Annotated in this window: 23 protein-coding genes and 1 other RNA gene; 19 read left to right on the plus strand and 5 right to left on the minus strand. The window is 62.6% G+C overall.

Annotated elements, in window-relative coordinates:
- Window positions 1-13: 13 nt before the first annotated feature.
- A complete protein-coding gene (locus tag CFY91_RS08340) occupies window positions 14-1,360 on the plus strand; it encodes a tryptophan--tRNA ligase (protein ID WP_093985895.1) in 1,347 nt (448 codons plus the stop codon).
- Between the two features lie 92 nt (window positions 1,361-1,452).
- On the plus strand, window positions 1,453-2,544 hold the full coding sequence (gene zapE / locus CFY91_RS08345; protein WP_093985896.1) for a cell division protein ZapE: 1,092 nt from the start codon (window positions 1,453-1,455) through the stop codon (window positions 2,542-2,544).
- A gap of 15 nt (window positions 2,545-2,559) precedes the next feature.
- Here the strand turns inward: zapE and CFY91_RS08350 are convergent, their stop codons facing one another.
- Window positions 2,560-3,459, minus strand: a complete 900-nt coding sequence (locus tag CFY91_RS08350; RefSeq protein WP_165765317.1) for a GlxA family transcriptional regulator — start codon at window positions 3,457-3,459, stop codon at window positions 2,560-2,562.
- A 255-nt stretch (window positions 3,460-3,714) separates the two neighbouring features.
- On the opposite strand from CFY91_RS08350, the gene CFY91_RS08355 reads away from it, so the two are divergent.
- The 8 genes from CFY91_RS08355 (at window position 3,715) to CFY91_RS08390 (ending at window position 9,935) form a co-directional block, all read left to right on the plus strand.
- Entirely contained in the window at window positions 3,715-4,851 is a 1,137-nt protein-coding gene (locus CFY91_RS08355) for an acyl-CoA dehydrogenase family protein (protein WP_093985898.1), read from the plus strand.
- Between the two features lie 241 nt (window positions 4,852-5,092).
- Window positions 5,093-5,521, plus strand: coding sequence for a 50S ribosomal protein L13 (rplM, locus tag CFY91_RS08360; RefSeq protein ID WP_093985899.1), 429 nt, complete (start codon window positions 5,093-5,095; stop codon window positions 5,519-5,521).
- Window positions 5,522-5,535: 14 nt separating this feature from the next.
- The gene (rpsI, locus tag CFY91_RS08365; RefSeq protein ID WP_093985900.1) at window positions 5,536-5,928 is read left to right on the plus strand and encodes a 30S ribosomal protein S9; all 393 of its coding nucleotides are present in this window, start codon (window positions 5,536-5,538) and stop codon (window positions 5,926-5,928) included.
- 296 nt (window positions 5,929-6,224) lie between these two features.
- Complete coding sequence (gene petA, locus CFY91_RS08370; protein ID WP_093985901.1) at window positions 6,225-6,818, plus strand: ubiquinol-cytochrome c reductase iron-sulfur subunit; 594 nt, start codon at window positions 6,225-6,227, stop codon at window positions 6,816-6,818.
- Window positions 6,818-8,029, plus strand: coding sequence for a cytochrome b (locus tag CFY91_RS08375; RefSeq protein ID WP_093985902.1), 1,212 nt, complete (start codon window positions 6,818-6,820; stop codon window positions 8,027-8,029). Before petA ends, CFY91_RS08375 begins: the two co-directional genes overlap by 1 nt.
- The gene (locus tag CFY91_RS08380) at window positions 8,029-8,808 is read left to right on the plus strand and encodes a cytochrome c1 (protein ID WP_093985903.1); all 780 of its coding nucleotides are present in this window, start codon (window positions 8,029-8,031) and stop codon (window positions 8,806-8,808) included. Before CFY91_RS08375 ends, CFY91_RS08380 begins: the two co-directional genes overlap by 1 nt.
- Before the next feature lie 92 nt (window positions 8,809-8,900).
- On the plus strand, window positions 8,901-9,518 hold the full coding sequence (locus CFY91_RS08385; RefSeq protein WP_093985904.1) for a glutathione S-transferase N-terminal domain-containing protein: 618 nt from the start codon (window positions 8,901-8,903) through the stop codon (window positions 9,516-9,518).
- A 9-nt stretch (window positions 9,519-9,527) separates the two neighbouring features.
- A complete protein-coding gene (locus CFY91_RS08390) occupies window positions 9,528-9,935 on the plus strand; it encodes a ClpXP protease specificity-enhancing factor (protein WP_093985905.1) in 408 nt (135 codons plus the stop codon).
- 50 nt (window positions 9,936-9,985) lie between these two features.
- Here the strand turns inward: CFY91_RS08390 and CFY91_RS08395 are convergent, their stop codons facing one another.
- The 4 genes from CFY91_RS08395 to CFY91_RS08410 all read right to left on the minus strand — a co-directional run bounded on the left by CFY91_RS08395 (window position 9,986) and on the right by CFY91_RS08410 (window position 13,392).
- On the minus strand, window positions 9,986-10,522 hold the full coding sequence (locus CFY91_RS08395) for a BON domain-containing protein (RefSeq protein WP_093985906.1): 537 nt from the start codon (window positions 10,520-10,522) through the stop codon (window positions 9,986-9,988).
- Complete coding sequence (locus tag CFY91_RS08400) at window positions 10,519-11,112, minus strand: phosphoheptose isomerase (protein WP_093985907.1); 594 nt, start codon at window positions 11,110-11,112, stop codon at window positions 10,519-10,521. The genes CFY91_RS08395 and CFY91_RS08400 overlap by 4 nt, the downstream gene beginning before the upstream one ends.
- 127 nt (window positions 11,113-11,239) lie before the next feature.
- Complete coding sequence (locus CFY91_RS08405) at window positions 11,240-11,590, minus strand: YraN family protein (RefSeq protein WP_093985908.1); 351 nt, start codon at window positions 11,588-11,590, stop codon at window positions 11,240-11,242.
- Window positions 11,587-13,392, minus strand: a complete 1,806-nt coding sequence (locus tag CFY91_RS08410; RefSeq protein ID WP_093985909.1) for a penicillin-binding protein activator — start codon at window positions 13,390-13,392, stop codon at window positions 11,587-11,589. The genes CFY91_RS08405 and CFY91_RS08410 overlap by 4 nt, the downstream gene beginning before the upstream one ends.
- Before the next feature lie 137 nt (window positions 13,393-13,529).
- On the opposite strand from CFY91_RS08410, the gene rsmI reads away from it, so the two are divergent.
- From rsmI to mraY, 9 genes are all read left to right on the plus strand, one after another.
- Window positions 13,530-14,381: a 16S rRNA (cytidine(1402)-2'-O)-methyltransferase gene (gene rsmI / locus CFY91_RS08415; RefSeq protein WP_371870503.1), complete on the plus strand. Its 852-nt coding sequence runs from the start codon at window positions 13,530-13,532 to the stop codon at window positions 14,379-14,381.
- A gap of 79 nt (window positions 14,382-14,460) precedes the next feature.
- An RNA gene (rnpB, locus tag CFY91_RS08420) (RNase P RNA component class A) lies at window positions 14,461-14,810 on the plus strand.
- A 321-nt stretch (window positions 14,811-15,131) separates the two neighbouring features.
- Window positions 15,132-15,587, plus strand: a complete 456-nt coding sequence (gene mraZ / locus CFY91_RS08425; RefSeq protein WP_093985910.1) for a division/cell wall cluster transcriptional repressor MraZ — start codon at window positions 15,132-15,134, stop codon at window positions 15,585-15,587.
- Between the two features lie 2 nt (window positions 15,588-15,589).
- Window positions 15,590-16,531 carry a 16S rRNA (cytosine(1402)-N(4))-methyltransferase RsmH gene (gene rsmH, locus CFY91_RS08430; protein WP_093985911.1) on the plus strand — a complete coding sequence of 314 codons (942 nt, stop codon included), beginning with the start codon at window positions 15,590-15,592 and terminating at the stop codon, window positions 16,529-16,531.
- A complete protein-coding gene (ftsL, locus tag CFY91_RS08435; RefSeq protein WP_093985912.1) occupies window positions 16,528-16,821 on the plus strand; it encodes a cell division protein FtsL in 294 nt (97 codons plus the stop codon). Before rsmH ends, ftsL begins: the two co-directional genes overlap by 4 nt.
- The gene (locus tag CFY91_RS08440; RefSeq protein ID WP_093985913.1) at window positions 16,818-18,545 is read left to right on the plus strand and encodes a peptidoglycan D,D-transpeptidase FtsI family protein; all 1,728 of its coding nucleotides are present in this window, start codon (window positions 16,818-16,820) and stop codon (window positions 18,543-18,545) included. The genes ftsL and CFY91_RS08440 overlap by 4 nt, the downstream gene beginning before the upstream one ends.
- A complete protein-coding gene (gene murE / locus CFY91_RS08445; RefSeq protein WP_093985914.1) occupies window positions 18,545-20,008 on the plus strand; it encodes a UDP-N-acetylmuramoyl-L-alanyl-D-glutamate--2,6-diaminopimelate ligase in 1,464 nt (487 codons plus the stop codon). Before CFY91_RS08440 ends, murE begins: the two co-directional genes overlap by 1 nt.
- Window positions 20,001-21,371 carry a UDP-N-acetylmuramoyl-tripeptide--D-alanyl-D-alanine ligase gene (locus CFY91_RS08450; protein ID WP_093985915.1) on the plus strand — a complete coding sequence of 457 codons (1,371 nt, stop codon included), beginning with the start codon at window positions 20,001-20,003 and terminating at the stop codon, window positions 21,369-21,371. The genes murE and CFY91_RS08450 overlap by 8 nt, the downstream gene beginning before the upstream one ends.
- Window positions 21,371-22,453 carry a phospho-N-acetylmuramoyl-pentapeptide-transferase gene (mraY, locus tag CFY91_RS08455; RefSeq protein ID WP_093985916.1) on the plus strand — a complete coding sequence of 361 codons (1,083 nt, stop codon included), beginning with the start codon at window positions 21,371-21,373 and terminating at the stop codon, window positions 22,451-22,453. The genes CFY91_RS08450 and mraY overlap by 1 nt, the downstream gene beginning before the upstream one ends.
- Window positions 22,454-22,456: the final 3 nt, after the last annotated feature.

Consider the following 22,456-nt stretch of genomic DNA (forward strand, 5'->3'; position numbering starts at 1 on the left):
CAAGCGATTGCCCATGACCACCCGTATTCTTACCGGCATCACCACCACCGGCACGCCCCACCTGGGCAACTATGCCGGGGCCATCCGCCCGGCGATTGTTGCCAGCCGCGACCCGCAGGCTGATTCCTTCTATTTCCTCGCCGATTACCACGCACTGATCAAGTGCGACGACCCGGCGCGCATCCAGCGTTCGCGCCTGGAGATCGCCGCCACCTGGCTGGCGTTGGGCCTGGATACCGACAAGGCGACCTTCTATCGGCAGTCCGACATCCCCGAGATCCCCGAGCTGTGCTGGTTGCTCACCTGTGTCGCCGGCAAGGGCCTGCTCAACCGTGCGCATGCCTACAAGGCCTCGGTGGACAAGAACGTTGAGGCCGGCGAAGACCCGGATGCCGGCGTGACCATGGGCCTGTTCAGCTACCCGGTACTGATGGCCGCGGACATCCTCATGTTCAACGCGCACAAGGTGCCGGTTGGTCGTGATCAGATTCAGCACGTGGAAATGGCGCGTGACATCGGTCAGCGCTTCAACCACCTGTTCGGCCAGGGCCGCGAGCTATTCACCCTGCCCGAAGCGGTGATCGAGGAAGAGGTGGCGACCCTGCCCGGTCTCGATGGCCGCAAGATGAGCAAGAGCTACGACAACACCATCCCGCTGTTCGGTACGGCCAAGCAGCTGAAGGATGCCGTTGCGCGTATCGTCACCGACTCGCGCCTGCCCGGTGAGCCCAAGGATGCCGACGGCTCGCATCTGTTTACCCTGTACCAGGCTTTTGCCAGTCAGGCGCAGCAGGCCGAGTTCCGCGCCGAGCTGGAAGGTGGTCTGGCCTGGGGCGAGGCGAAGAATCGACTGTATCAGTTGCTGGAAAATGAATTGGGCGAGGCGCGCGAGCGCTACAACACGCTGATCGCCCGGCCGGCAGACCTGGAAGACATCCTCCTGGCCGGTGCCAGCAAGGCGCGCAAGATCGCCACGCCGTTCCTCGGCGAGCTGCGCGAAGCCGTCGGTCTGCGCTCGTTCCGCGAGCAGGTGCAGGTTGCGGTCAGCGAGAAAAAGAAAGCCGCGAAAAGCGCCCGCGTGGTTAGCTTTCGCGACGACGACGGCAGCTTCCGCTTCCGTGTGCTGGACGCAGCGGGCGAGCAGTTGCTGCTGTCCGTGTCGTTTGCCGATGGCAAGGCGGCCGGCCAGGTCAGCAAGCGCTTGCAGTCCGGTGAGCCACTGGATGTACGCCAGGCCGGCGCTACCTTCAGCCTGTGGCTGGACGAGCAGTGTGTCGGACACAGCCCGCAGTTCGCCGATGAGCCGGCCTGCGCGGTGGCGCAGCAGCGTTTGCGCGAGGCGTTGACGGCGCAGGCCTAGCCTGCTGCGACCGTTGGCCACAGGTTCGATTGCCAAGCGACGGGGGCGCCGTTACATTTACGCCCCCGTTTTTCATTGCTTGGCTAACGAATATGACGCCCCTCGCACGCTACCAGGCCGATCTGCAGCGGCCGGACTTCTTCCATGATGCCGCCCAGGAAAATGCCGTGCGCCATCTGCAGCGCCTGTATGACGAGCTGGTGGCGGACTCCAAGGCATCCGGATTGCTCGGCAAACTGTTCGCCAAGAAGCGCCAGGGGCCGGTCAAGGGCCTGTATTTCTGGGGTGGAGTAGGGCGCGGCAAGACCTATCTGGTCGACACCTTCTTCGATGCGTTGCCCTTCGAGCAGAAGATGCGTACGCACTTCCATCGCTTCATGAAGCGTGTGCATGAGGAGATGAAGACCCTCAAGGGCGAGAAGAACCCCCTGACCATCATCGGCAAACGTTTTGCGGACGAGGCGCGGGTGATCTGCTTCGATGAGTTCTTCGTCAGCGACATCACCGACGCGATGATTCTGGCAACCCTGCTCGAAGAACTGTTCAAGAACGGGGTGAGCCTGGTGGCGACCTCCAACATCGTTCCTGATGGCCTGTACAAGGACGGCCTGCAGCGCGCGCGCTTCCTGCCAGCCATCGAGTTGCTCAAGCGACACACCGAGATCGTCAACGTTGACAGTGGTGTGGACTATCGCCTGCGTGCCCTGGAGCAGGCCGAGCTGTTTCACTTCCCGCTGGATGCCGAGGCCGAGACCAGCCTGGAGAAGAGCTTCCGCAGCCTACTGCCGGAGCACTGCGTGGTGGAAGAAAACAAGACGCTGATGATCGAGAATCGCCCGATCGTCGCGCGCAAGGAAGGTGACGACATCGCCTGGTTCGATTTCCGCGAGCTGTGCGACGGCCCGCGTAGCCAGAACGACTACATCGAGCTGGGCAAGATCTACCACGCGGTGATCCTCGCCAACGTCGAGCAGATGAGCGTGGCCAAGGACGACATGGCGCGTCGCTTCATCAACCTGGTCGACGAGTTCTACGACCGCAACGTCAAACTGATCATTTCCGCGGAAGTGGAGCTCAAGGATCTGTATACCGGCGGCCGGCTGAGTTTCGAGTTTCAGCGCACGCTGAGTCGCCTGCTGGAAATGCAGAGTCACGAGTTCCTCTCGCGCCCGCACCGTCCCTGAAGGCGGGCGCCTCGTTCAGCTGTCCTTTTGCTGCAGTTGGCGGCGGTACAGGTTGGGTGACAGCCCGGTGTGCTGGCGGAACAGGCGGGCAAAGAAGCTGGCGTCGTCGTAGCCGACGTCATAGCTGATGGTCTTGATGCTCTTGCGGGTGGCACTGAGCAGGCCCTTGGCGGTTTCGATGCGCAGTCGTTGCAAGTAGTGCAGCGGTTTGTCGCCAGTCGCCGCCTGGAAGCGTCGCATGAAGTTGCGGATGCTCATGCCATGCTCGCGCGCCAGGTCTTCGAAGCGAAAGCGCTCGGCATAGTGCTCCTCCAGCCATTGCTGGATGTGCAGGATGCTCAGGTCCTGATGCAGCTTCTGGCCGCCAAACCCCATGCGCCCCGGTGTGTAGCTGCGTTGTACTTCGTAGAGAATGTCACGCGCTACGCCCTGTGCCAGCTGGCTGCCGCAAAAGCGTTCGATCAGGTAGATGTACAGGTCGCAGGCCGAGGTGACGCCGCTGGCGCAGTACAGGTTATCGGCATCGGTAAGGTGCTTGTCCTGGCGCAGGTTGACCTTGGGGAAGCGCTCGGCGAAGGCCTGGAAGAAGCGCCAGTAGGTGGTTGCCTCCTTGCCGTCGAGCAGCCCGGCTTCGGCCATCCAGAACACCCCGGTGGCTTCACCGCACAGCGCGCTGCCTTGTGCGTGGCAGAGGCGTAGCCAGTCGATGATCTGTGGATGGCGCTGGCTTAGGCTGGCGAAATCTCCCCAGAACGCGGGCAGCAGGATCAGGTCGCAAGGCGCCAGAGCGCCATCCACGGGGATCTTCACGCCGCTGAAGCTGCGCACCGGATGGCCGTCCGGGCTGACCAGGCGAATGTTGAAGCTGGGGCTCAGGCCCAGCCCCTGTTGCTTGCCATGACGCAGGCTGGCCATGTGGAAATAATCCTTGGCTTGCATCAGTGTCGAAGCGAATACGCCGTCGGTGGCGAGGATGTTCACGGTATGCAGCGGGCGATGGGGGGCGGCGAGCGTCATGGCTGGGCAGTCTTGTTGTTTTGGTCTAAGGCTAAGCAGCCAGAGTGTGGCGGGATCGTCTTATTTATTGGCGTAACTGTCCAGTGCTAAGCAAGCGGTTGCTTGGTTAGAGTGCCTGAACACTCTTTTTTGTTCAGGTCTGCAGGTGCAACGATGATTCCCAGAACCCTTTTCAGCTCCGATCACGAACTGTTCCGCGACAGCGTGCGCAAGTTTCTTGAGCAGGAGGCTGTGCCGTTCCATGCGCAATGGGAAAAGACCGGGCATGTCGATCGCGCGCTGTGGAACAAGGCCGGTGAGGCCGGCTTGCTGTGCTCGCATATTCCTGAAGCCTACGGCGGCATGGGTGCTGATTTTCTCTACAGTACGGTGGTCATCGAGGAGATCGGCCGTCTCGGTCTGACCGGTATCGGCTTTTCGCTGCACTCGGACATCGTCGCGCCCTACATCCTGCACTACGGCAGTGAGGCGCAGAAACTGCACTACCTGCCCAAGCTGGTCTCGGGCGAGCTGGTCACAGCCATTGCCATGACCGAACCGGGTGCCGGCTCTGACCTGCAGGGTGTGAAAACCACGGCGGTGCTGGATGGTGATGAGTATGTGATCAATGGTTCCAAAACCTTTATCACCAATGGCTGGTTGGCCGATCTGGTGATCGTGGTCGCCAAGACCGACCCCAAGGCGGGCGCCAAGGGCACCAGCTTGTTCCTGGTCGAGGCCGGTACGCCGGGCTTTGCCAAGGGCAAGCGTCTGGAGAAGGTCGGGATGAAGGCTCAGGATACCTCCGAGCTGTTCTTCCAGGATGTGCGGGTGCCCAAGGAGAACCTGCTGGGGCAAGCCGGCATGGGCTTTGCCTACCTGATGCAGGAGCTGCCTCAGGAGCGCCTGACCGTCGGCGTGGGCGCGCTGGCCTCGGCCGAGGCCGCGTTGCAGTGGACGCTGGACTACACCCGTGAGCGCAAGGCATTCGGCAAGGCCGTGGCCGATTTCCAGAATACCCGCTTCAAGCTGGCGGAAATGGCCACGGAAATCCAGATCGGTCGGGTGTTCGTCGATCGTTGCCTGGAGTTGCACCTGGCCGGCAAGCTGGATGTGCCGACTGCGGCGATGCTCAAGTACTGGGGAACCGACCTGCAGTGCAAGGTGCTCGATGAGTGCGTGCAGCTGCATGGTGGCTATGGCTTCATGTGGGAGTATCCGGTGGCGCGGGCCTGGGCGGATGCCCGCGTGCAGCGCATCTATGCCGGTACCAACGAGATCATGAAGGAAATCATTGCCCGCGCCCTGTAAGGCCGGCTTGCAGCTTGCGGCGCGCATGGGCATAATTCGCCGGCTTTCACGACGGGAATGCCTAGCTCGTCGTGACGGAAGGTGGAGATGCCTAGTCCACCGAACCCCCCTTGCCGTAGCGGACGCACTGACCCGAGCCCCCGACAGTGTCTGTTTCCGGCCGTCTTTGACTTGTCAAAGCAAGTACTATTCAGTAAGATCCGCCGTCTTATTTTCAGGGCGGCCCCTGAGGCTATAGCGAATGAAGACTTTTACTGCAAAACCGGAAACTGTTAAGCGCGACTGGTACGTCGTCGACGCTGCCGGCCAGACCCTGGGTCGTCTGGCTACCGAGATCGCCAGCCGCCTGCGCGGTAAGCACAAGCCTGAATACACTCCGCACGTTGATACCGGTGATTACATCGTGGTCATCAATGCTGAGCAGGTGCGTGTGACCGGCGCCAAGACCAGCGACAAGATGTACTACTCGCACTCCGGTTTCCCGGGTGGCATCAAGGAAATCAGCTTCGAGAAGCTGATCGCCAAGGCTCCTGAGCGCGTCATCGAGATCGCGGTCAAGGGTATGCTGCCGAAGAACCCGCTGGGCCGCGACATGTATCGCAAGCTGAAGGTGTACAAGGGTGCCGCTCACCCGCACACCGCACAGCAGCCCCAAGAACTCAAGATTTAACGGGATAGTTGATTATGTCGGCGACTCAAAACTACGGCACTGGCCGTCGTAAGACTGCTACCGCACGCGTATTCCTGCGTCCGGGTACTGGCAAGATTTCCATCAACAACCGCACTCTGGAAAACTTCTTCGGTCGTGAGACCGCGCGCATGGTCGTGCGTCAGCCGCTCGAGCTGACCGAGACCCTGGAGAAGTTTGACCTGTACATCACCGTGCTTGGTGGTGGTGTAAGTGGCCAGGCTGGCGCTATCCGTCATGGTATCAGCCGCGCGCTGATCGCCTATGACGAAGGTCTGCGCAGCCCGCTGCGTAAGGCCGGCTACGTGACTCGCGATGCCCGCGAAGTCGAGCGTAAGAAAGTCGGTCTGCGTAAGGCGCGTAAGCGTCCGCAGTACTCGAAGCGCTAATTTCGGCGTTTCACCAAGAACGCCCATTTGCCACTGGCAAGTGGGCGTTTTTTTATGCCGGAGCGTTACTGGTGTCGCGTTGGTCGGTTGAGTGCGGCGGGCTTGAGCCAGATCAATGAAGTGGCGAGATGGTCCCGGCAAAGGCCTGAACTACCGGGGTTTTCCTGCCCCTGTGACAGCTTGTTACCTTGTCAGAATTGGGGCTTTTCTTTACCATCTGGCGAATTTTTAGCGCACCACCGTTTTCATACTAAAGGCCTGAACCACAGGCCATACAGCTGATGGGAGACGACTTAATGAGCAATGACGGCGTGAATGCAGGCCGGCGTCGCTTCCTTGTGGCAGCTACCTCTGTGGTAGGTGCGGCAGGAGCGGCGGGCGCTGCGGTCCCGTTCGTGGGGTCATGGTTCCCCAGTGCGAAGGCCAAGGCTGCGGGTGCCCCGGTCAAGGTGAATGTCAGCAAGATCGAGCCGGGTCAGCAAATCGTTGCTGAGTGGCGTGGTCAGCCGGTGTTCGTCCTCAACCGCAACGCAGAGATTCTGGCTGCGCTGGAGGCTGTCGAGGGGCAGGTCGCGGATCCGCAATCGCAAGCCTCGGAACAGCCGAGCTATGTCGATCCGAAGCACCGTTCGATCAAGCCTGAGCTGCTGGTGGTCGTCGGCCTGTGTACCCATCTGGGTTGCGCGCCGTCGTTCCGTCCGGAAGTCGCTCCGGCCGATCTGGGGCCAGACTGGAAGGGTGGCTATTTCTGCCCCTGCCACGGCTCCAAGTACGATCTGGCGGGCCGTGTTTACAAGGCCCAGCCGGCGCCGCTGAACCTGCCGGTTCCGCCGTACAGCTACGAGTCTGATGACGTCATCATCATCGGCGTGGATCAGGAGAAGGCATGATGAGCAAGTTCATGGAATGGGTTGACGCCCGCTTCCCCGCCACCAAGATGTGGGAAGACCATCTGTCCAAGTACTACGCACCGAAGAACTTCAACTTCTTCTATTTCTTCGGTTCGCTGGCCCTGCTGGTGCTGGTCAACCAGATCCTTACCGGTATCTGGCTGACCATGAGCTTCACCCCGTCGGCCGAGGAAGCCTTCGCTTCCGTCGAGTACATCATGCGCGATGTGGAGTACGGCTGGATCATCCGCTACCTGCACTCCACCGGGGCTTCCGCGTTCTTCGTGGTGGTCTATCTGCACATGTTCCGCGGTCTGCTCTACGGCTCTTATCAGAAGCCGCGCGAGCTGGTGTGGATCTTCGGCATGCTGATCTACCTTGCCCTGATGGCCGAGGCTTTCATGGGCTACCTGCTGCCCTGGGGCCAGATGTCCTACTGGGGCGCCCAGGTGATCATCTCGCTGTTCGGTGCCATCCCGGTGATTGGTGCTGACCTGACCGAGTGGATCCGTGGTGACTACCTGATCTCCGGGATTACCCTGAACCGCTTCTTTGCCCTGCACGTGATTGCCCTACCGATCGTCCTGCTTGGCCTGGTGGTTATGCACATCCTGGCGCTGCACGAAGTGGGTTCGAACAACCCCGATGGCATCGAGATCAAGAAGCTGAAGGACGAGAATGGCGTGCCGCTGGATGGCATCCCCTTCCACCCCTACTACACCGTCAAGGATATCGTTGGCGTCGTAGTGTTCCTCTTCGTGTTCTGTGCCGTGGTGTTCTTCTTCCCGGAAATGGGCGGTTACTTCCTGGAGAAACCGAACTTCGAAGCGGCCAACCCGTTCAAGACGCCTGCGCACATTGCCCCGGTGTGGTACTTCACGCCCTTCTACGCCATCCTGCGCGCCGTGCCGGACAAGCTGCTGGGTGTGATTGCCATGGGTGCAGCGATTGCCGTGCTGTTCGTGCTGCCCTGGCTGGACCGTAGCCCGGTCAAGTCCATGCGCTACAAAGGCTGGATGAGCAAACTGTGGCTGCTGGTGTTCTGCGTGTCCTTCGTGATCCTCGGTGTGCTGGGTGTGCTGGCGCCGACCGATGGTCGCACGCTGCTGGCGCGTATCTGCACCGTACTGTACTTCGCCTACTTCATCCTGATGCCGTTCTACACCCGGATGGAGAAGACTAAACCGGTTCCGGAAAGGGTGACTGGCTAATGAAAAAGCAATTTGCAGCACTTATTTTTGCGCTCCTGCCGGCTTTTGCCTCTGCCGCTGCTCTGGAAGTTCCGCTGGATAAAGTGGATATCGACCTGCGCGACAAGGCCGCCATGCAGGACGGCGCGCGTACCTTCGCCAACTACTGCATGGGCTGCCATGGCGCCAAGTACCAGCGTTACGAGCGTGTCGCGCGTGACCTGGGCATCAGCGAAGAACTGATGAAGGCCAACCTGGTATTCACTGGCGCCAAGATCGGCGACCACATGAAGAGCAGCATGCGCGAGAAAGACGGCAAGCTGTGGTTCGGTGCGGCGCCGCCCGACCTGACCCTGGTGGCTCGCGTACGTGGCAACGACTGGCTGTACACTTACCTGCGTGCCTTCTATGAAGACCCGACCCGTCCCTACGGCGTCAATAACAAGGTCTTCCCGAATGTCGGCATGCCCAACGTACTGGCTGGTCTGCAAGGCCGTCAGGTAGTAGGTTGCAAGCAGGTACAGGTAGTGGAGGGCGGCAAGAAGCAGTTCGACCCGCTGACCGGTGCGCCGATCACTCACGAAGCCTGTGACCAGCTGACCATTGTGCCGAACAGTGGCGAGCTGACACCCGAGCAGTTCGACGAGAAGGTGAAGAACCTGGTGACCTTCCTGGCCTACTCGGCCAACCCGGTCAAGCTGGAGAGCCAGCGCATCGGTACCTACGTACTGTTGTTCCTGGCGTTCTTCTTCGTGTTCGCCTACCTGCTGAAACGCGAGTACTGGAAAGACGTGCACTAAGCACTGTCTGGCCGTTCGCAGCGCGCGCCCTACGGGGCGCGCGCGTCTTTCTGCCTCCCAAAAAGTTGAACCGCGAGGAGGAGCCTCACCGCATGGCCGCCATCAACAAGCTGACGCTGTTTTCCGATCCGCTGAGCCATTACAGCCATCGGGTACGTCTGGTACTTGCCGAGAAATCCGTGCAGGCCGAACTGATCGAGGTGCAGGCCGGACAATGCCCGGCGCAACTCAGCGAGCTCAATCCTTACGGAAGCCTGCCTACCCTGGCCGATCGCGACCTGGCGCTTTACGAGACCAGTGTGGTGATGGAGTACCTGGACGAGCGCTATCCGCATCCGCCGTTGTTGCCGGTTTATCCGGTGGCGCGGGCTAACAGCCGCCTTCTGGTGCATCGTATCCAGCGCGACTGGTGCCGACAGGTCGACCAGATCCTTGATCCCCGGCAAAAGGATGCCGTACGGGTGCAGGCGCGCAAGGAGTTGCGCGAGAGCCTGATTGGTGTGTCACCACTGTTTGCCGACAAGCCTTTCTTCTTGAGCGAGGACATGAGTCTGGTAGATTGCTGCCTGTTGCCCATTCTCTGGCGCCTGCCACAGCTGGGTATTGAACTGCCCCGTGCGGCCAAACCCCTGCTTGATTATATGGAGCGTGGTTTTGCCCGACCGGCGTTCCAGGCCAGCCTGTCGGCGGCCGAACGCGATATGCGCTGAGGAGCCTGCATGAACTCCAGTCGTCCCTACCTGTTGCGTGCACTCTACGAATGGATCGTGGATAACCAATGCACGCCGCATCTGCTGGTCAATAGCGATTATCCGCAGGTGCGCGTGCCGCCCGGTTTTGCCAGCGATGGACAGATCGTTTTGAATGTTTCGCCGTCGGCGGTGCGCTACCTGGAAATGGACAACCAGGCGGTCAGTTTCGAAGGGCGCTTCGGAGGTGTGGCGCACCGTTTATACGTGCCTTGCGCGGCCGTGCTGGCGATCTATGCCCGAGAAAACGGGCAAGGCATGGTCTTCGAGCTGGAAGCCCCGGAAGCAGAAGCTGTTCTGGCTGAAGAGGAAGGTGCGACGCCTCAGGATGAACCGCCCAAGCCCGGCGGTCGGCCCAGCCTGAAGGTCGTCAAGTAAGGGGGCGGCCGTACCTTACGGGTACGGCCGAGACTGTACCGAATGGCCTGTCAGTTGGTGTATTCGAACAGGCGGACGATCTTCTGTACCCCGGAGACATCCTGCACGATGCGCGTGGCCAGGTTGGCTTCCTGACGACTGACCAGGCCCATGAGGAAGACTACGCCGTTTTCCGTAACCACCTTGATATTGCGTGCCGGCACCTTGCTGTCGGCGGTCAGGCGCGTCTTGATCGAACTGGTGATGGTCGCGTCATTGACGCGTGCCAGGCCGCTTACCGCGCTGGGCGGCATGAGCTGCAATTCGTTGTGTACCCGGCGCACTCCGGGCTCTGACTTGGTCACTCGTTCGGCCAGTTCCTTGAGGTCGGCGCGCGGCGTTTGCCCGGCCAGCAGAATTACCCCGTTATAACTGACCACCACCACGTTCGAGTTGCTCTTCAGGTCAGCGCTGGCCTGGTTGATCTTGCTGCTGATGCGTCCCGGCAGCAGCTTGTCATCGATGGACTTGCCGATGCTGCGGTTGCTGCAGCCAGCGATGGCCAGGCAGGTACTGAGACAGAGCAGAAGCAGGGCTTTGCGAGTCATTCTTCACTCCCGAACAGTTGGTTGTCGATCAGGTCGCACAGGCAGTGGATGGCCAGCAGATGGACTTCCTGGATACGTGCGGTGACCTTGGCTGGCACGCGGATCTCCACATCTTCCGGCAGCAGCAGCGAGGCCATGCCGCCGCCATCACGGCCGGTGAGCGCCACAACGGTCATTTCGCGGTCATGTGCGGCCTGGATGGCCTGGATGACATTCGCCGAATTGCCGCTGGTGGAAATGGCCAGCAGCACGTCGCCGGGCTGGCCGAGGGCGCGGATCTGCTTGGAAAACACCTCGTTGTAGCTGTAGTCGTTGGCGATCGAGGTGATGGTCGAGCTGTCGGTGGTCAATGCCATCGCCGGCAGGCTGGGGCGTTCGCGTTCGAAGCGGTTGAGCAGTTCCGAGGAGAAGTGCTGGGCATCGCCGGCCGAGCCGCCATTGCCGCAGGAGAGGATCTTGCCCTCGTTGAGCAGGGCGTTGACCATGACCTGGCTGCCTTGTTCGATCACGGGGATCAGCACGTCCATGGCCTGCTGCTTGGTGTCGATGCTGGCCTGGAACATCTGGCGGATTCGGGATTGCATATCCATCGTTGAGACCTTCGAGTGCGCGGCTTGCGCCGGTGAACTATTGCCTGCGCGGTGAGCGGGCGCCATGGCGTGGTTTTTTACCCGACCGGAGGTTATCGGTCGAGCAGAATTGCTTGATAGACCCGATTCAGCCGGTAAATGCTCCCTGCAGCCAGTCTGGCGGTTGCTCGCCGTCCAGGGCGACGACATCGAAGCGGCAGGCCAGGCGTGCGAGGGCTGGGTGTTGCTGGAGAAACTGCTCGGCGGCACGAATCAGTCGTGCCTGTTTGCGCGCATCGACGCTGGCCGCCGCGCCGCCCCAGGCGGCATGGCTACGATAGCGTACCTCGACGAACACCAGATGGTCGTCGTCGCGCATGATCAGGTCCAGTTCCCCCAGGCGGCAGCGCCAGTTCCGCTCGAGCAAGCGCAGTCCCTGGCGTTGCAGGAACTGACAGGCGCGTTGCTCGGCGAGCTGGCCGCTGTGCTGGCGGCTCAATAATCGTTGCCTGGCAGCGGCACGACCTGGCCGTCGCGGATCTCGGCCCAGGGCAGTTGGCGCTGTACGCGTTGTCCGGGAGCCAGGCTCAGGCGACCGGACAGGCCGTCCAGGCTCATTCCCGGTAGGCTTTGCAGTTGTTGCAGGCGCGGGGTCAGCTGATAGGCATCGGCGCCCATGGCGTACAGGCGGCCCAGACTGCCCGAGGCTTGCGGCCATTGACCGCTGGTCTGTTGCTGCAGGCTGTTGTCGGCAAACAGCAGCCAGGGGGTTTCGCAGAAGCGAATGCCGTCCATGTCGAGCAGTTGCGTGCTGTTCTGCGTGCCGCTGTAAAGGTGCGATGTGGCGTAGACCGGGATGTCGCCGGCGTACTGGAAGGCCAGCGTTGGCTTGATCTGTTGCGCTTGCTGCGGCGTGGCGGCAAGGAAGATGAAGTCGATATCGTGGCGACGCGCCGGCTGTGCATCGATGCTGCTGCCCACGGCGGCCTCCAGGCGCTGCGCGCGTGCTTCGCTTTGGCGCAGCTGCAGCAGCTCGGCAATCTGTCGTGCCAGCTCGACGGGTTGATCGATGTATTGCACGCCAAGCAGCTCCCCGCCTTGTGCTTGCCAGCTGCCCTGGAAGGCGGCCAGCACGCGGCGGCCCCATTCGCCGCTCGGCACCAGCGCTACGGCGCGGCGCATGCCGTCATCCCAGGCGCGTTGCGCGGCTGCGCGCGCCTCGTCCTCGGCAGCCAGGCCAAACTGGAAGAGCTGGGCCGGCGGTGTGCGCGTGCTGTCGCTGTAGTTGAGGGCGAGGGTGGGCAGGGGCAGTTGCTCGCGTTCGCTGAGTTGCTTGACCAGCGGTTTTTCCAGCGGGCCGACGACCAGCTGGATACCGTCCTGGCTGGCTTGCTGGTAGAAAGCGTCCAGCGAGCTGATGCTGTTGCTGTCATACAGTTGCACGCTGGGTAGCTGTGGGTTGCTGGCCAGGGCCTGGTAGTGCGCGGCCAGGAAGCCGTCACGCAGGGCGCGTGCCACCGAGGCCAGCGGGCCGTCCTGGGGCAGCAGCAGGGCAATTTTCTGCAAGGGCTGGCGAGCCAGTTGCTGGATGTCGCGCAGTGCCTGGGGCAGGTCTTGTGCCGCCGGGTGCTGCGGGTGGGCTGCCAGCCAGGCGTCGATCTGCGCGCTTTGCTGTTGTGGCGTGGCATTCTGCTTGCTGATCAGTGCCAGTTGTCGCCAAGCGTCGAACTCGCTGTCGCCCTCGCTGTGCAGTTCCTGGCGGGAAAGCTGGCTGAGCAGCTTCCAGATATGGGCATGGTTGGCCGCCTGTTGCTGGTCGGCGAGCAGGGGGGCAATGAACACGCGCTCACGGGCTGCCGCGAGCAGTTGTTTATCGGCTTCCAGGGCCTGGGCGCGTACGCTCTGGCTGCGCAGTTGCTGCTCCAGTGGCAGTTCGGCGAGGCGCTCGAAGCTGGGATGGGCGAAGGCCTTGAGCGCGCTTTTTGGGCGTTCGCGGGCCAGGTCCAGCTCAGCGCTCAGGGTGCTGGCATAGATTTGCTGGGCCGGCTTGAGCGAGTCCAGCGGCACCTGTTGCAGGATGTCTGCGGTCTGCTGCCAGTGGCCCAGGCGCAACGCCTGCTCGGCGGCGGAGAGGCGCAGTAGCGCCGCCTGTTCACCTTGGCTGCTGCTGGCTTCGCTGAGCAGTTGCTCAATGCTGGCCTTGGGGGTGCGGGGCAGTTCGCCAAGCGGGGCGCGGCCGTCGCTTGCGCAGGCGCAAAGCAGGGCGGCAAGGCTGAAGGCGAGCAGGGGGCGCAAGGTCATGGAGTCTATCCTGGTACTCGGGTCAACGAATCGGCGATTGTACCGAAGGGGCGCCATGGGTGCGAACCTGTGGCGGGAAAGCCGTTACAATCGTGCGCCTGTTCAATGTCCCGGAGTCTGCCGTGTCGTCCGCCCCTTTGAGTTCATCTGCTGTCGGTACCCTGTATGTGGTGGCTACGCCGATCGGCAATCTGGAAGACATCAGCGCGCGTGCCCTGCGGGTGTTGCGCGAGGTGGCGTTGATTGCCGCGGAGGATACCCGTCACTCGTCGCGGCTGCTGCAGCACTTCGGCATCACGACGCCGCTGGCCGCCTGTCATGAGCACAATGAGCGCGAACAGGGGGGGCGCTTTGTCGAGCGTTTGCTGGCGGGTGAGGATGTGGCACTGATTTCCGATGCCGGTACACCGCTGATTTCCGATCCAGGCTTCCATCTGGTGCGTGCCGCACGGGCGGCGGGGGTTCGTGTGTCGCCTGTGCCGGGAGCCTGTGCCCTGGTCGCAGCGCTCTCTGCCGCTGGCCTGCCCTCGGATCGTTTCATCTTCGAGGGTTTCCTGCCGGCCAAGGCGGCAGCGCGCCAGGCGCGCCTGCAGGGCGTGGCGGAGGAGTCCCGCACCTTGATCTTCTACGAGGCACCGCATCGTCTGCTGGAGTCCCTGCAGGACATGTGCGAGGCCTTTGGCGGGCAGCGTCAGGCGGTGCTTGGGCGTGAGTTGAGCAAGACTTTTGAAACCCTCAAGGGGCTGCCGCTGGATGAGTTGTGCGCCTGGGTGGCGGCTGATAGCAACCAGCAGCGCGGTGAGTGTGTGGTGTTGGTGGCGGGCTGGCAGGCGCCCGAGGGCGAGGAGGCGCTGAGTGGTGAGGCGCTGCGCGTGCTTGACCTGTTGTTGGCCGACTTGCCGCTCAAGCGTGCCGCAGCACTGGCGGCGGAGATTACCGGGGTGCGCAAGAACCTGTTGTACCAGGCAGCGCTGGCTCGTCAGTCTTAGCGTTGAGGCGGCACGGCGACGCTGGTTGTTGCGCTTTGCGCTTGCCGCCTGTGGCGGCTGCCGTTACCCTTGCCGGCGGAGAGTCGGCTGGACAGTCGCTGCCTGCCATCTGGCAGGGGGAGGAAAGTCCGGGCTCCATAGGGCGGAGTGCCAGGTAATGCCTGGGAGGCGTGAGCCTACGGAAAGTGCCACAGAAAATAACCGCCTAAGCGCGCAAGCGCCGGTAAGGGTGAAAAGGTGCGGTAAGAGCGCACCGCACGGCTGGCAACAGTCCGTGGCTAGGTAAACCCCACTCGGAGCAAGACCAAATAGGGTTCCATTGGCGTGGCCCGCGCTGGAACCGGGTAGGTTGCTAAAGCGCTGCAGTGATGTAGTGCGTAGAGGAATGGCTGTCCTCGACAGAACCCGGCTTACAGGCCGACTCTCCACCTTCCTTTCTCGCTGCTGTTACTTCTGCAGTGCTGTTTTTCCCGCCTTTTTAATGCCTAAAAAATCTTACTCTTAACAAAGTACTTTAAGTTCGAAGTTCAGTGCTTTGTGCTGGTTCGTTTTTGCCTGTTCTGGCTCCGTCAAAAAGCCCCTTCATTCCCCCTGGGGCGGCGCTAAATCGCCGTCACATAAGGATTTTTCCGCTTTGCCGTGCCTTGACGGTGGGGTTGCTGCGTTCCTATAGTGTGCCGAAGTGGCATAAAGTGGGTTGAAGTGGTTTTTATGGGCACGGATAGCTAGTTAATAAGGGGAAGCGCAGCCTTGTTCCGCGGAGCTAACGCCATCAGTCTCGACGCCAAAGGGCGCCTCGCGATGCCGAGTCGGTATCGTGATGAGCTGCTTGCGCGTTGTGCTGGCCAGCTCATCGTGACCATTGATGCGGTAGACCCCTGCCTGTGTATCTATCCGTTGTCCGAGTGGGAGCTGATCGAGGCCAAGCTGCGTGAGCTGCCGTCGTTGCGCGAAGAGACGCGCCGCCTGCAGCGCCTGCTGATCGGCAATGCAGTGGATATCGAGCTGGACGGCAACGGTCGTTTTCTCGTGCCGCCGCGCCTGCGCACCCATGCCGGCCTGGACAAGCACGCCATGCTGGTCGGGCAACTGAACAAGTTTCAGCTGTGGAACGAGGATGCCTGGAATGCCCTGGCGGAAGCGGATCTGGCTGCCATCAAACAACCCGGCGCGCTGCCGGATGACCTGCGTGATCTGATCCTGTGAGCATGACCAGCCCGTTTCGCCATATCACCGTATTGCTCGATGAAGCTATCGAGGCCCTGGCTGTGCGCGGCGATGGCTGCTATGTCGATGGCACCTTCGGGCGCGGCGGGCATAGTCGCCTGCTTCTGCAGAAGCTGGGTGCGGAGGGCTGCCTGCTGGGCTTTGACAAAGACCCGCAAGCTATTGCCACGGGGCAAGCGCTGGCGGCCGAAGACGGCCGCTTTGTCGTTGTGCAGCGCAGTTTTGCCGAGCTGGGCGATGAGTTGGCGCAGCGCCAGCTGCATGGCCGAGTGGATGGTGTATTGCTCGATCTTGGCGTGTCCTCGCCGCAGCTGGATGACGCCGAGCGAGGCTTCAGCTTTGTCAATGACGGCCCGCTGGATATGCGCATGAATCCGCATGCCGGGCTGAGTGCCGCGCAGTTCATTGCCATGGCGGACGAGGAAGAAATTGCCCGGGTCTTCAAGGAGTACGGCGAAGAGCGCTTCGCCAAGCGTATGGCGCGTGCGGTGGTGCAGCGTCGTGCGCTCAAGCCGTTCGAGCGTACTGCGGACCTGGCCCAGGTGCTTACCGATGCCAATCCCGCCTGGGAGAAGGGCAAGAACCCGGCGACCCGTGCCTTTCAGGGTCTGCGAATCCACGTCAATAATGAACTGGGTGATCTGCAGCGTGGCCTCGATGCGGCGCTCGAAGCCCTGGCCGTGGGTGGGCGCCTGGTAGTGATCAGCTTCCATTCCCTGGAAGACCGTATCGTCAAACAGTTCATGCGCCGGCATGCCAAGGGCGAAGTTGATCGCCTGCCGCGTGACTTGCCGATCATCCCCAAAGCGTTCGAGCCGCGCCTTAAGCTGCATGGCAAGCCGGTGTTTGCCAGCGAAGCGGAAGTACGTGCCAACCCGCGTTCGCGCAGTGCCGTCATGCGTATTGCGGAGAAGCTGCGGTGAGCCGCCTGTTCGCCAAGCCCCTGCCACCGGGTAGCAGCCTGCTCCTGGTGCTGTTTGTGTGCATCGTACTGTCGGCGCTGGGGGTGTCCTACTGCGCGCATTGGAGTCGCCAGTTGCTCAACGAGCTGTATGGCGAGCTCAGTGTGCGTGACAAGGCGCAGGCCGAATGGGGACGGCTGATTCTTGAGCAGAGCACCTGGACAGCGCATAACCGTATCGAGAGTCTGGCCGCCGAGCGCTTGCAGATGCGCATTCCCGAGCCGGGCGAAGTCCGCATGGTGGCGCCATGATCCGCCTGCCCGGGGTGCAGTATCCGTGGCGCTTTCGTCTGGTGCTGGTGGTGCTTGCCGTGCTGGTGGCAGCGATCGCCTGGCGGATTGTCGACCTGCAAGTGGTTGATCGGGATTTCCTGCAGTCGCATGGCGATGCCCGCAGCCTGCGGCATATCCCGATTCCCGCACACCGCGGGCTGATTACCGACCGCAATGGCGAGCCGCTGGCCGTCAGTACGCCGGTCATGACCCTGTGGGCCAACCCCAAGGAGTTGTTGCCGGCGGCTGGGCGTATCCCCGAGCTGGCCGCGTTGCTGGGCCTGGAACCGCGTGCGCTGGTGCAGCGTATCGAGCAGAACGCCCGGCGGGAATTCATCTATCTGATGCGTGGCCTGACGCCCGAGCAGGGTCAGGCGGTACTGGAATACCGGATTCCCGGGGTGTATGGCGTGGAAGAGTTCCGGCGCTTCTACCCGGCCGGTGAAGTCACGGCACATGTGGTCGGTTTTACCGATATCGATGACAAGGGGCGCGAGGGCGTCGAGCTGGCCTTCGACGAGTGGCTGGCCGGTGTGCCGGGCAAGCGCCAGGTGCTCAAGGATCGTCGCGGCAAGCTGATCAAGGATATCCAGGTCACCCAGAACGCCAAGTCGGGCAAGGCCCTGGCGTTGTCCATCGACCTGCGCCTGCAGTACCTGGCGCACCGCGAGCTGCGCAATGCCCTGCAGGAGTTCGGTGCCAAGGCTGGCAGCTTGGTGATGCTCGATGTGAAGAGCGGCGAAGTGCTGGCCATGGTCAACCAGCCGACCTACAACCCCAACAACCGGCGCAATCTCAATCCTCAGGCCATGCGCAACCGCGCGATGATCGATGTCTTCGAGCCGGGTTCCACGGTCAAGCCGTTCTCCATCGCCGCGGCACTGGGTACCGGGCGCTGGAAGCCCGAGAGCACCGTGGATACCCATCCGGGCAGCCTGCGTATCGGCCGCTACACCATTCGCGATGTGTCGCGCGGTGGCGTGCTGGATCTGACGCAGATCCTCATGAAGTCCAGTAACGTCGGCATCAGCAAGATTGCCTTCGATATCGGTGCCGAGCCGATCTATGCGGTGATGCAGCAGGCCGGCCTGGGCCAGGATACCGGCCTGGGTTTCCCTGGCGAGCGCGTGGGCAACCTGCCCAATCATCGCAAGTGGCCGCAGGCGGAAACCGCCACCCTGGCCTATGGCTACGGCCTGTCGGTGACTGCCGTGCAGTTGGCGCATGCCTATGCCGTCCTGGCCAACGAGGGTAAGAACGTGCCGCTGTCGATGGTCCGTCAGGATCGCCTGCCGCAGCCGGTACAGGTCATGGATGCTGCCGTGGCCAAGCAGGTGCTGCAGATGCTCCAGGCCGTGGTCGAAGAGCCGGGTGGCGGTGGTGCACGGGCCAAGGTGCCGGGCTATCACGTCGGCGGCAAGAGTGGTACCGCGCGCAAGGCGGCGGTTGGCAGCAAAGGCTACGTCGACAAGGCCTATCGCTCCTTCTTTGCCGGGGTCGGCCCCATGGATAACCCGCGTATCGCCACCGTGGTGATGATCGACGAACCGAGCAACGGTGCCTACTACGGTGGCCTGGTGTCCGCTCCGGTGTTCGGCAAGGTCATGGCCGGGGCGCTGCGTTTGATGAATATCGCGCCGGATAACCTGCCTGCCGAAGCGCAGCCGCAGAAGCTGGCCCAGGTCAACGGAGGGCGCTTCTGATGCCCATGCCACTCAATCAATTGTTGCCGCAGGCCGAGTCCGCGGTGCTTATTCGTGAACTGGCCCTGGACAGCCGCAAGGTTCTGCCGGGCGACTTGTTCCTGGCCGTGCCGGGTAGCCAGACGGATGGCCGGGCGCATATCGCTGATGCCATTGCCCGTGGCGCTGCAGCCGTGGCCTACGAGGCTGACGGTGCTGCGCCGATGCAGGACAGCGCGTGCGCGCTGATCGCGGTGCGTGGCCTGTCTGCCCAGTTGTCGGCGATTGCCGGGCGTTTCTATGGCGAGCCGAGCCGCGCCCTGCGCCTGATCGGCATCACTGGCACCAATGGCAAAACCAGTGTCAGCCAGTTGCTGGCCCAGGCTCTGGACCTGCTCGGCGAGCGCTGCGGAATCATCGGTACGCTGGGTAACGGTTTCCATGGCGAACTGCTGGCCGGGCGGCATACCACGCCGGATGCGCTGGGCGTGCAGGCCACCCTGGCACAGCTGAAACAGGCAGGCGCACGTGCCGTGGCCATGGAGGTTTCTTCCCATGGTCTGGAGCAGGGGCGGGTGGCTGCGCTGGATTTCGACCTCGCCGTGTTCACCAATCTTTCGCGTGACCACCTCGACTATCACGGTGACATGCAGGCCTATGGTGAAGCCAAGGCGCGCCTGTTCGCCCAGCCGGACCTGCGTGCCCGGGTGATCAACCTAGATGATGCCTTCGGTCGTGAGCTGGCCGCTCGGAGCCTGCCGTCGCGGCTGTTCAGCTACAGCCAGCAGGACAGCAAGGCCAGCCTGTACTGCAGTGAAATGCGCTTCACCGAACAGGGTGTGCAGGCGCGCCTGCATACCGCGCAGGGCGAAGGCTGGCTGCGCAGCGCGCTGCTCGGCCGTTTTAATCTCAGTAACCTGCTGGCCGTGGTGGGTAGCCTGCTGGCGCTGGGCTATCCGTTGGGCGAGATCCTTGCCCTGGTGCCGCGCCTGCAGGGGCCGTTGGGGCGCATGCAGCGCTTCGGCCAGCCGGGGCAGCCTGTGCTGGTGGTCGATTACGCGCACACCCCGGATGCTCTGGAGCAGGTGCTGTCGGCCTTGCGTCCGCATGTGCAGGGGCGGCTTTATTGCCTGTTTGGTTGTGGTGGCGACCGTGATCGCGGCAAGCGTCCGTTGATGGCCGCCGTGGCCGAGCGACTGGCTGATCAGGTCTGGGTGACCGATGACAACCCGCGCAGCGAAGCGCCCGAGCAGATCTTTGCCGATATCCGTGGCGGCTTCGTGCAGCCGGAGGCGGTGACCTTCCTGTCCGGGCGCGGCGAGGCGATTGCCCGCCTGGTTAGCCAGGCCGAGGCCGGCGATGTCGTGCTGCTGGCTGGCAAGGGGCATGAGGATTATCAGGAAATCCACGGTCAGCGCCTGCCGTTCAGCGACCTGCAACAGGCCGCCGAGGCTCTGCGTGCCTGGGAGGTGGCCCATGCTTAAGCCACTGTCCCTGGCGGAAATGGCCCTGGCCCTGAATGGTCGTCTGCTGGGCGGGGACGTGGCGTTCAGCAGCCTGTGCACGGACAGCCGGCGCCTGCAGCCGGGGCAACTGTTCGTTGCCTTGCGTGGGCCGAATTTCGACGGGCATGCCTACCTGGCGGAAGTGGCGGCCAAGGGCGCCGTGGCGGCGCTGGTCGAGCAGGCGGATGCCAGCCTGGCCCTGCCGCAGTTGCAGGTGGCTGACACACGACTGGCGCTGGGCCAGCTGGGCGCACTGAATCGTCAGGCGTTTCGTGGCCAGTTGGCGGCAGTGACCGGCTCCAGTGGCAAGACCACGGTCAAGGAAATGCTCGCGGCCATCCTGCGTGCGGCGCTGGATGGCGAAGTGCTGGCCACGCGTGGCAACCTCAATAATGACCTCGGGGTACCGCTGACCCTGCTGGAGTTGGCCGAACAGCATGTCGCGGCGGTGATCGAACTGGGCGCCAACCATGTCGGCGAGATTGCCTACACCGTGGCCCTGGCGCGTCCGCAGGTGGCCATCCTGACCAATGCCGGGAATGCCCATGTTGGCGAGTTCGGCGGTCCGGAAAAAATCGTCGAGGCCAAGGGCGAGATTATTGAGGGTTTGCCGGCTGACGGTACGGCGGTACTCAACCTGGATGATGCCGCCTTCGCCACCTGGCAGGCGCGTGCCGCCGGGCGGTCGATCCTGCGTTTTGCCCTGCAGGAAGCGCGAGCCGACTTCCATGCGGGCGAGTTGCACCGTGATGCCCGTGGCTGCCAGGGCTTTACCCTGCACAGCCCGCAGGGCCAGGCCGTGGTCCAGCTCAACCTGCTGGGCGAACACAACGTCAGCAATGCCCTGGCGGCCTGCGCGGCGGCGCATGCCCTGGGCGTCAGCCTGGCTGCTATGGTCGCCGGGTTGCAGGCCCTGCAGCCGGTGCCCGGGCGCTGCGTAGCGCAGTTGACGGCGCAGGGGGTGCGGGTCATCGATGACAGCTATAACGCCAACCCTGTGTCGATGTGCGCGGCGGTGGACATTCTGGCCGGTTTTGCCGGACGTACCCTGTTGGTAGTGGGCGACATGGGCGAGCTGGGCGAGTGGGCCGAAGAAGGCCATCGTCAGGTGGGCGCGCATGCCGCCGGCAAAGTCTCTGCACTGTATGCGGTAGGCCCGCTGATGCGCCATGCCGTGGCGGCATTCGGTGCCGGCGCCCGTCATTTTGCTGATCAGGCCAGCCTGATCAGCGCTCTGCAGGCCGAAACGGCCGGCACCACCATTCTAATAAAAGGCTCACGCAGCGCGGCGATGGACAAGGTCGTCGCGGCACTCTGTGGCCAATCCGGGGAGATTCACTGATGCTGCTGCTACTCGCCGAGTACCTGCAACAGTTCCACAAGGGCTTTGCCGTGTTCCAGTACCTGACACTGCGCGGCATTCTCGGCGTGCTGACTGCGCTCGCCCTGTCGCTGTGGCTGGGTCCGTGGATGATCCGTACCCTGCAGATCCGTCAGATCGGCCAGGCCGTGCGTAACGACGGCCCGCAATCGCACCTGTCGAAGAAAGGCACGCCGACCATGGGTGGCGCGCTGATTCTTACGGCCATCGCCATCAGCACATTGCTCTGGGCCGACCTGTCCAACCGCTACGTGTGGACGGTGCTGTCGGTGACCCTGCTGTTCGGCGCCATCGGCTGGGTGGATGACTATCGCAAGGTGATCGAGAAGAACTCGCGTGGCCTGCCGAGTCGCTGGAAGTATTTCTGGCAGTCGGTGTTCGGTCTGGCGGCGGCCATCTTCCTGTATGTCACGGCGCAGAATCCGGTGGAAACCACGCTGATCGTGCCCCTGCTCAAGGACGTGGCGTTGCCGCTGGGCGTGGGTTTCGTGGTGCTGACCTATTTCGTCATTGTCGGCACCAGCAATGCGGTGAACCTCACCGACGGCCTGGATGGCCTGGCGATCCTGCCGACCGTGATGGTGGCCGGTGCACTGGCAATTTTCTGCTACCTGTCGGGCAACATCAATTTTGCCCAGTACCTGCTGATTCCCTATCTACCAGGTGCTGGCGAATTGATTGTGTTCTGTGCCGCACTGGTGGGGGCGGGGCTGGGCTTTCTGTGGTTCAACACCTACCCCGCGCAGGTGTTCATGGGTGACGTCGGTGCGCTGGCCCTCGGTGCCGCGCTCGGCACTATCGCGGTGATCGTCCGTCAGGAGATCGTGCTGTTCATCATGGGCGGTGTGTTCGTCATGGAAACCCTCTCGGTGATGATCCAGGTGGCCAGCTTCAAGCTGACCGGCAAGCGCGTGTTCCGCATGGCGCCGATCCATCACCATTTCGAACTCAAAGGCTGGCCGGAGCCGCGGGTGATCGTGCGCTTCTGGATCATCACCGTGATTCTGGTGCTGATCGGCCTGGCCACCCTGAAGCTGCGCTGAGGA

The organism is Pseudomonas fluvialis (assembly GCF_002234375.1).
Lineage (GTDB): Bacteria > Pseudomonadota > Gammaproteobacteria > Pseudomonadales > Pseudomonadaceae > Aquipseudomonas > Aquipseudomonas fluvialis.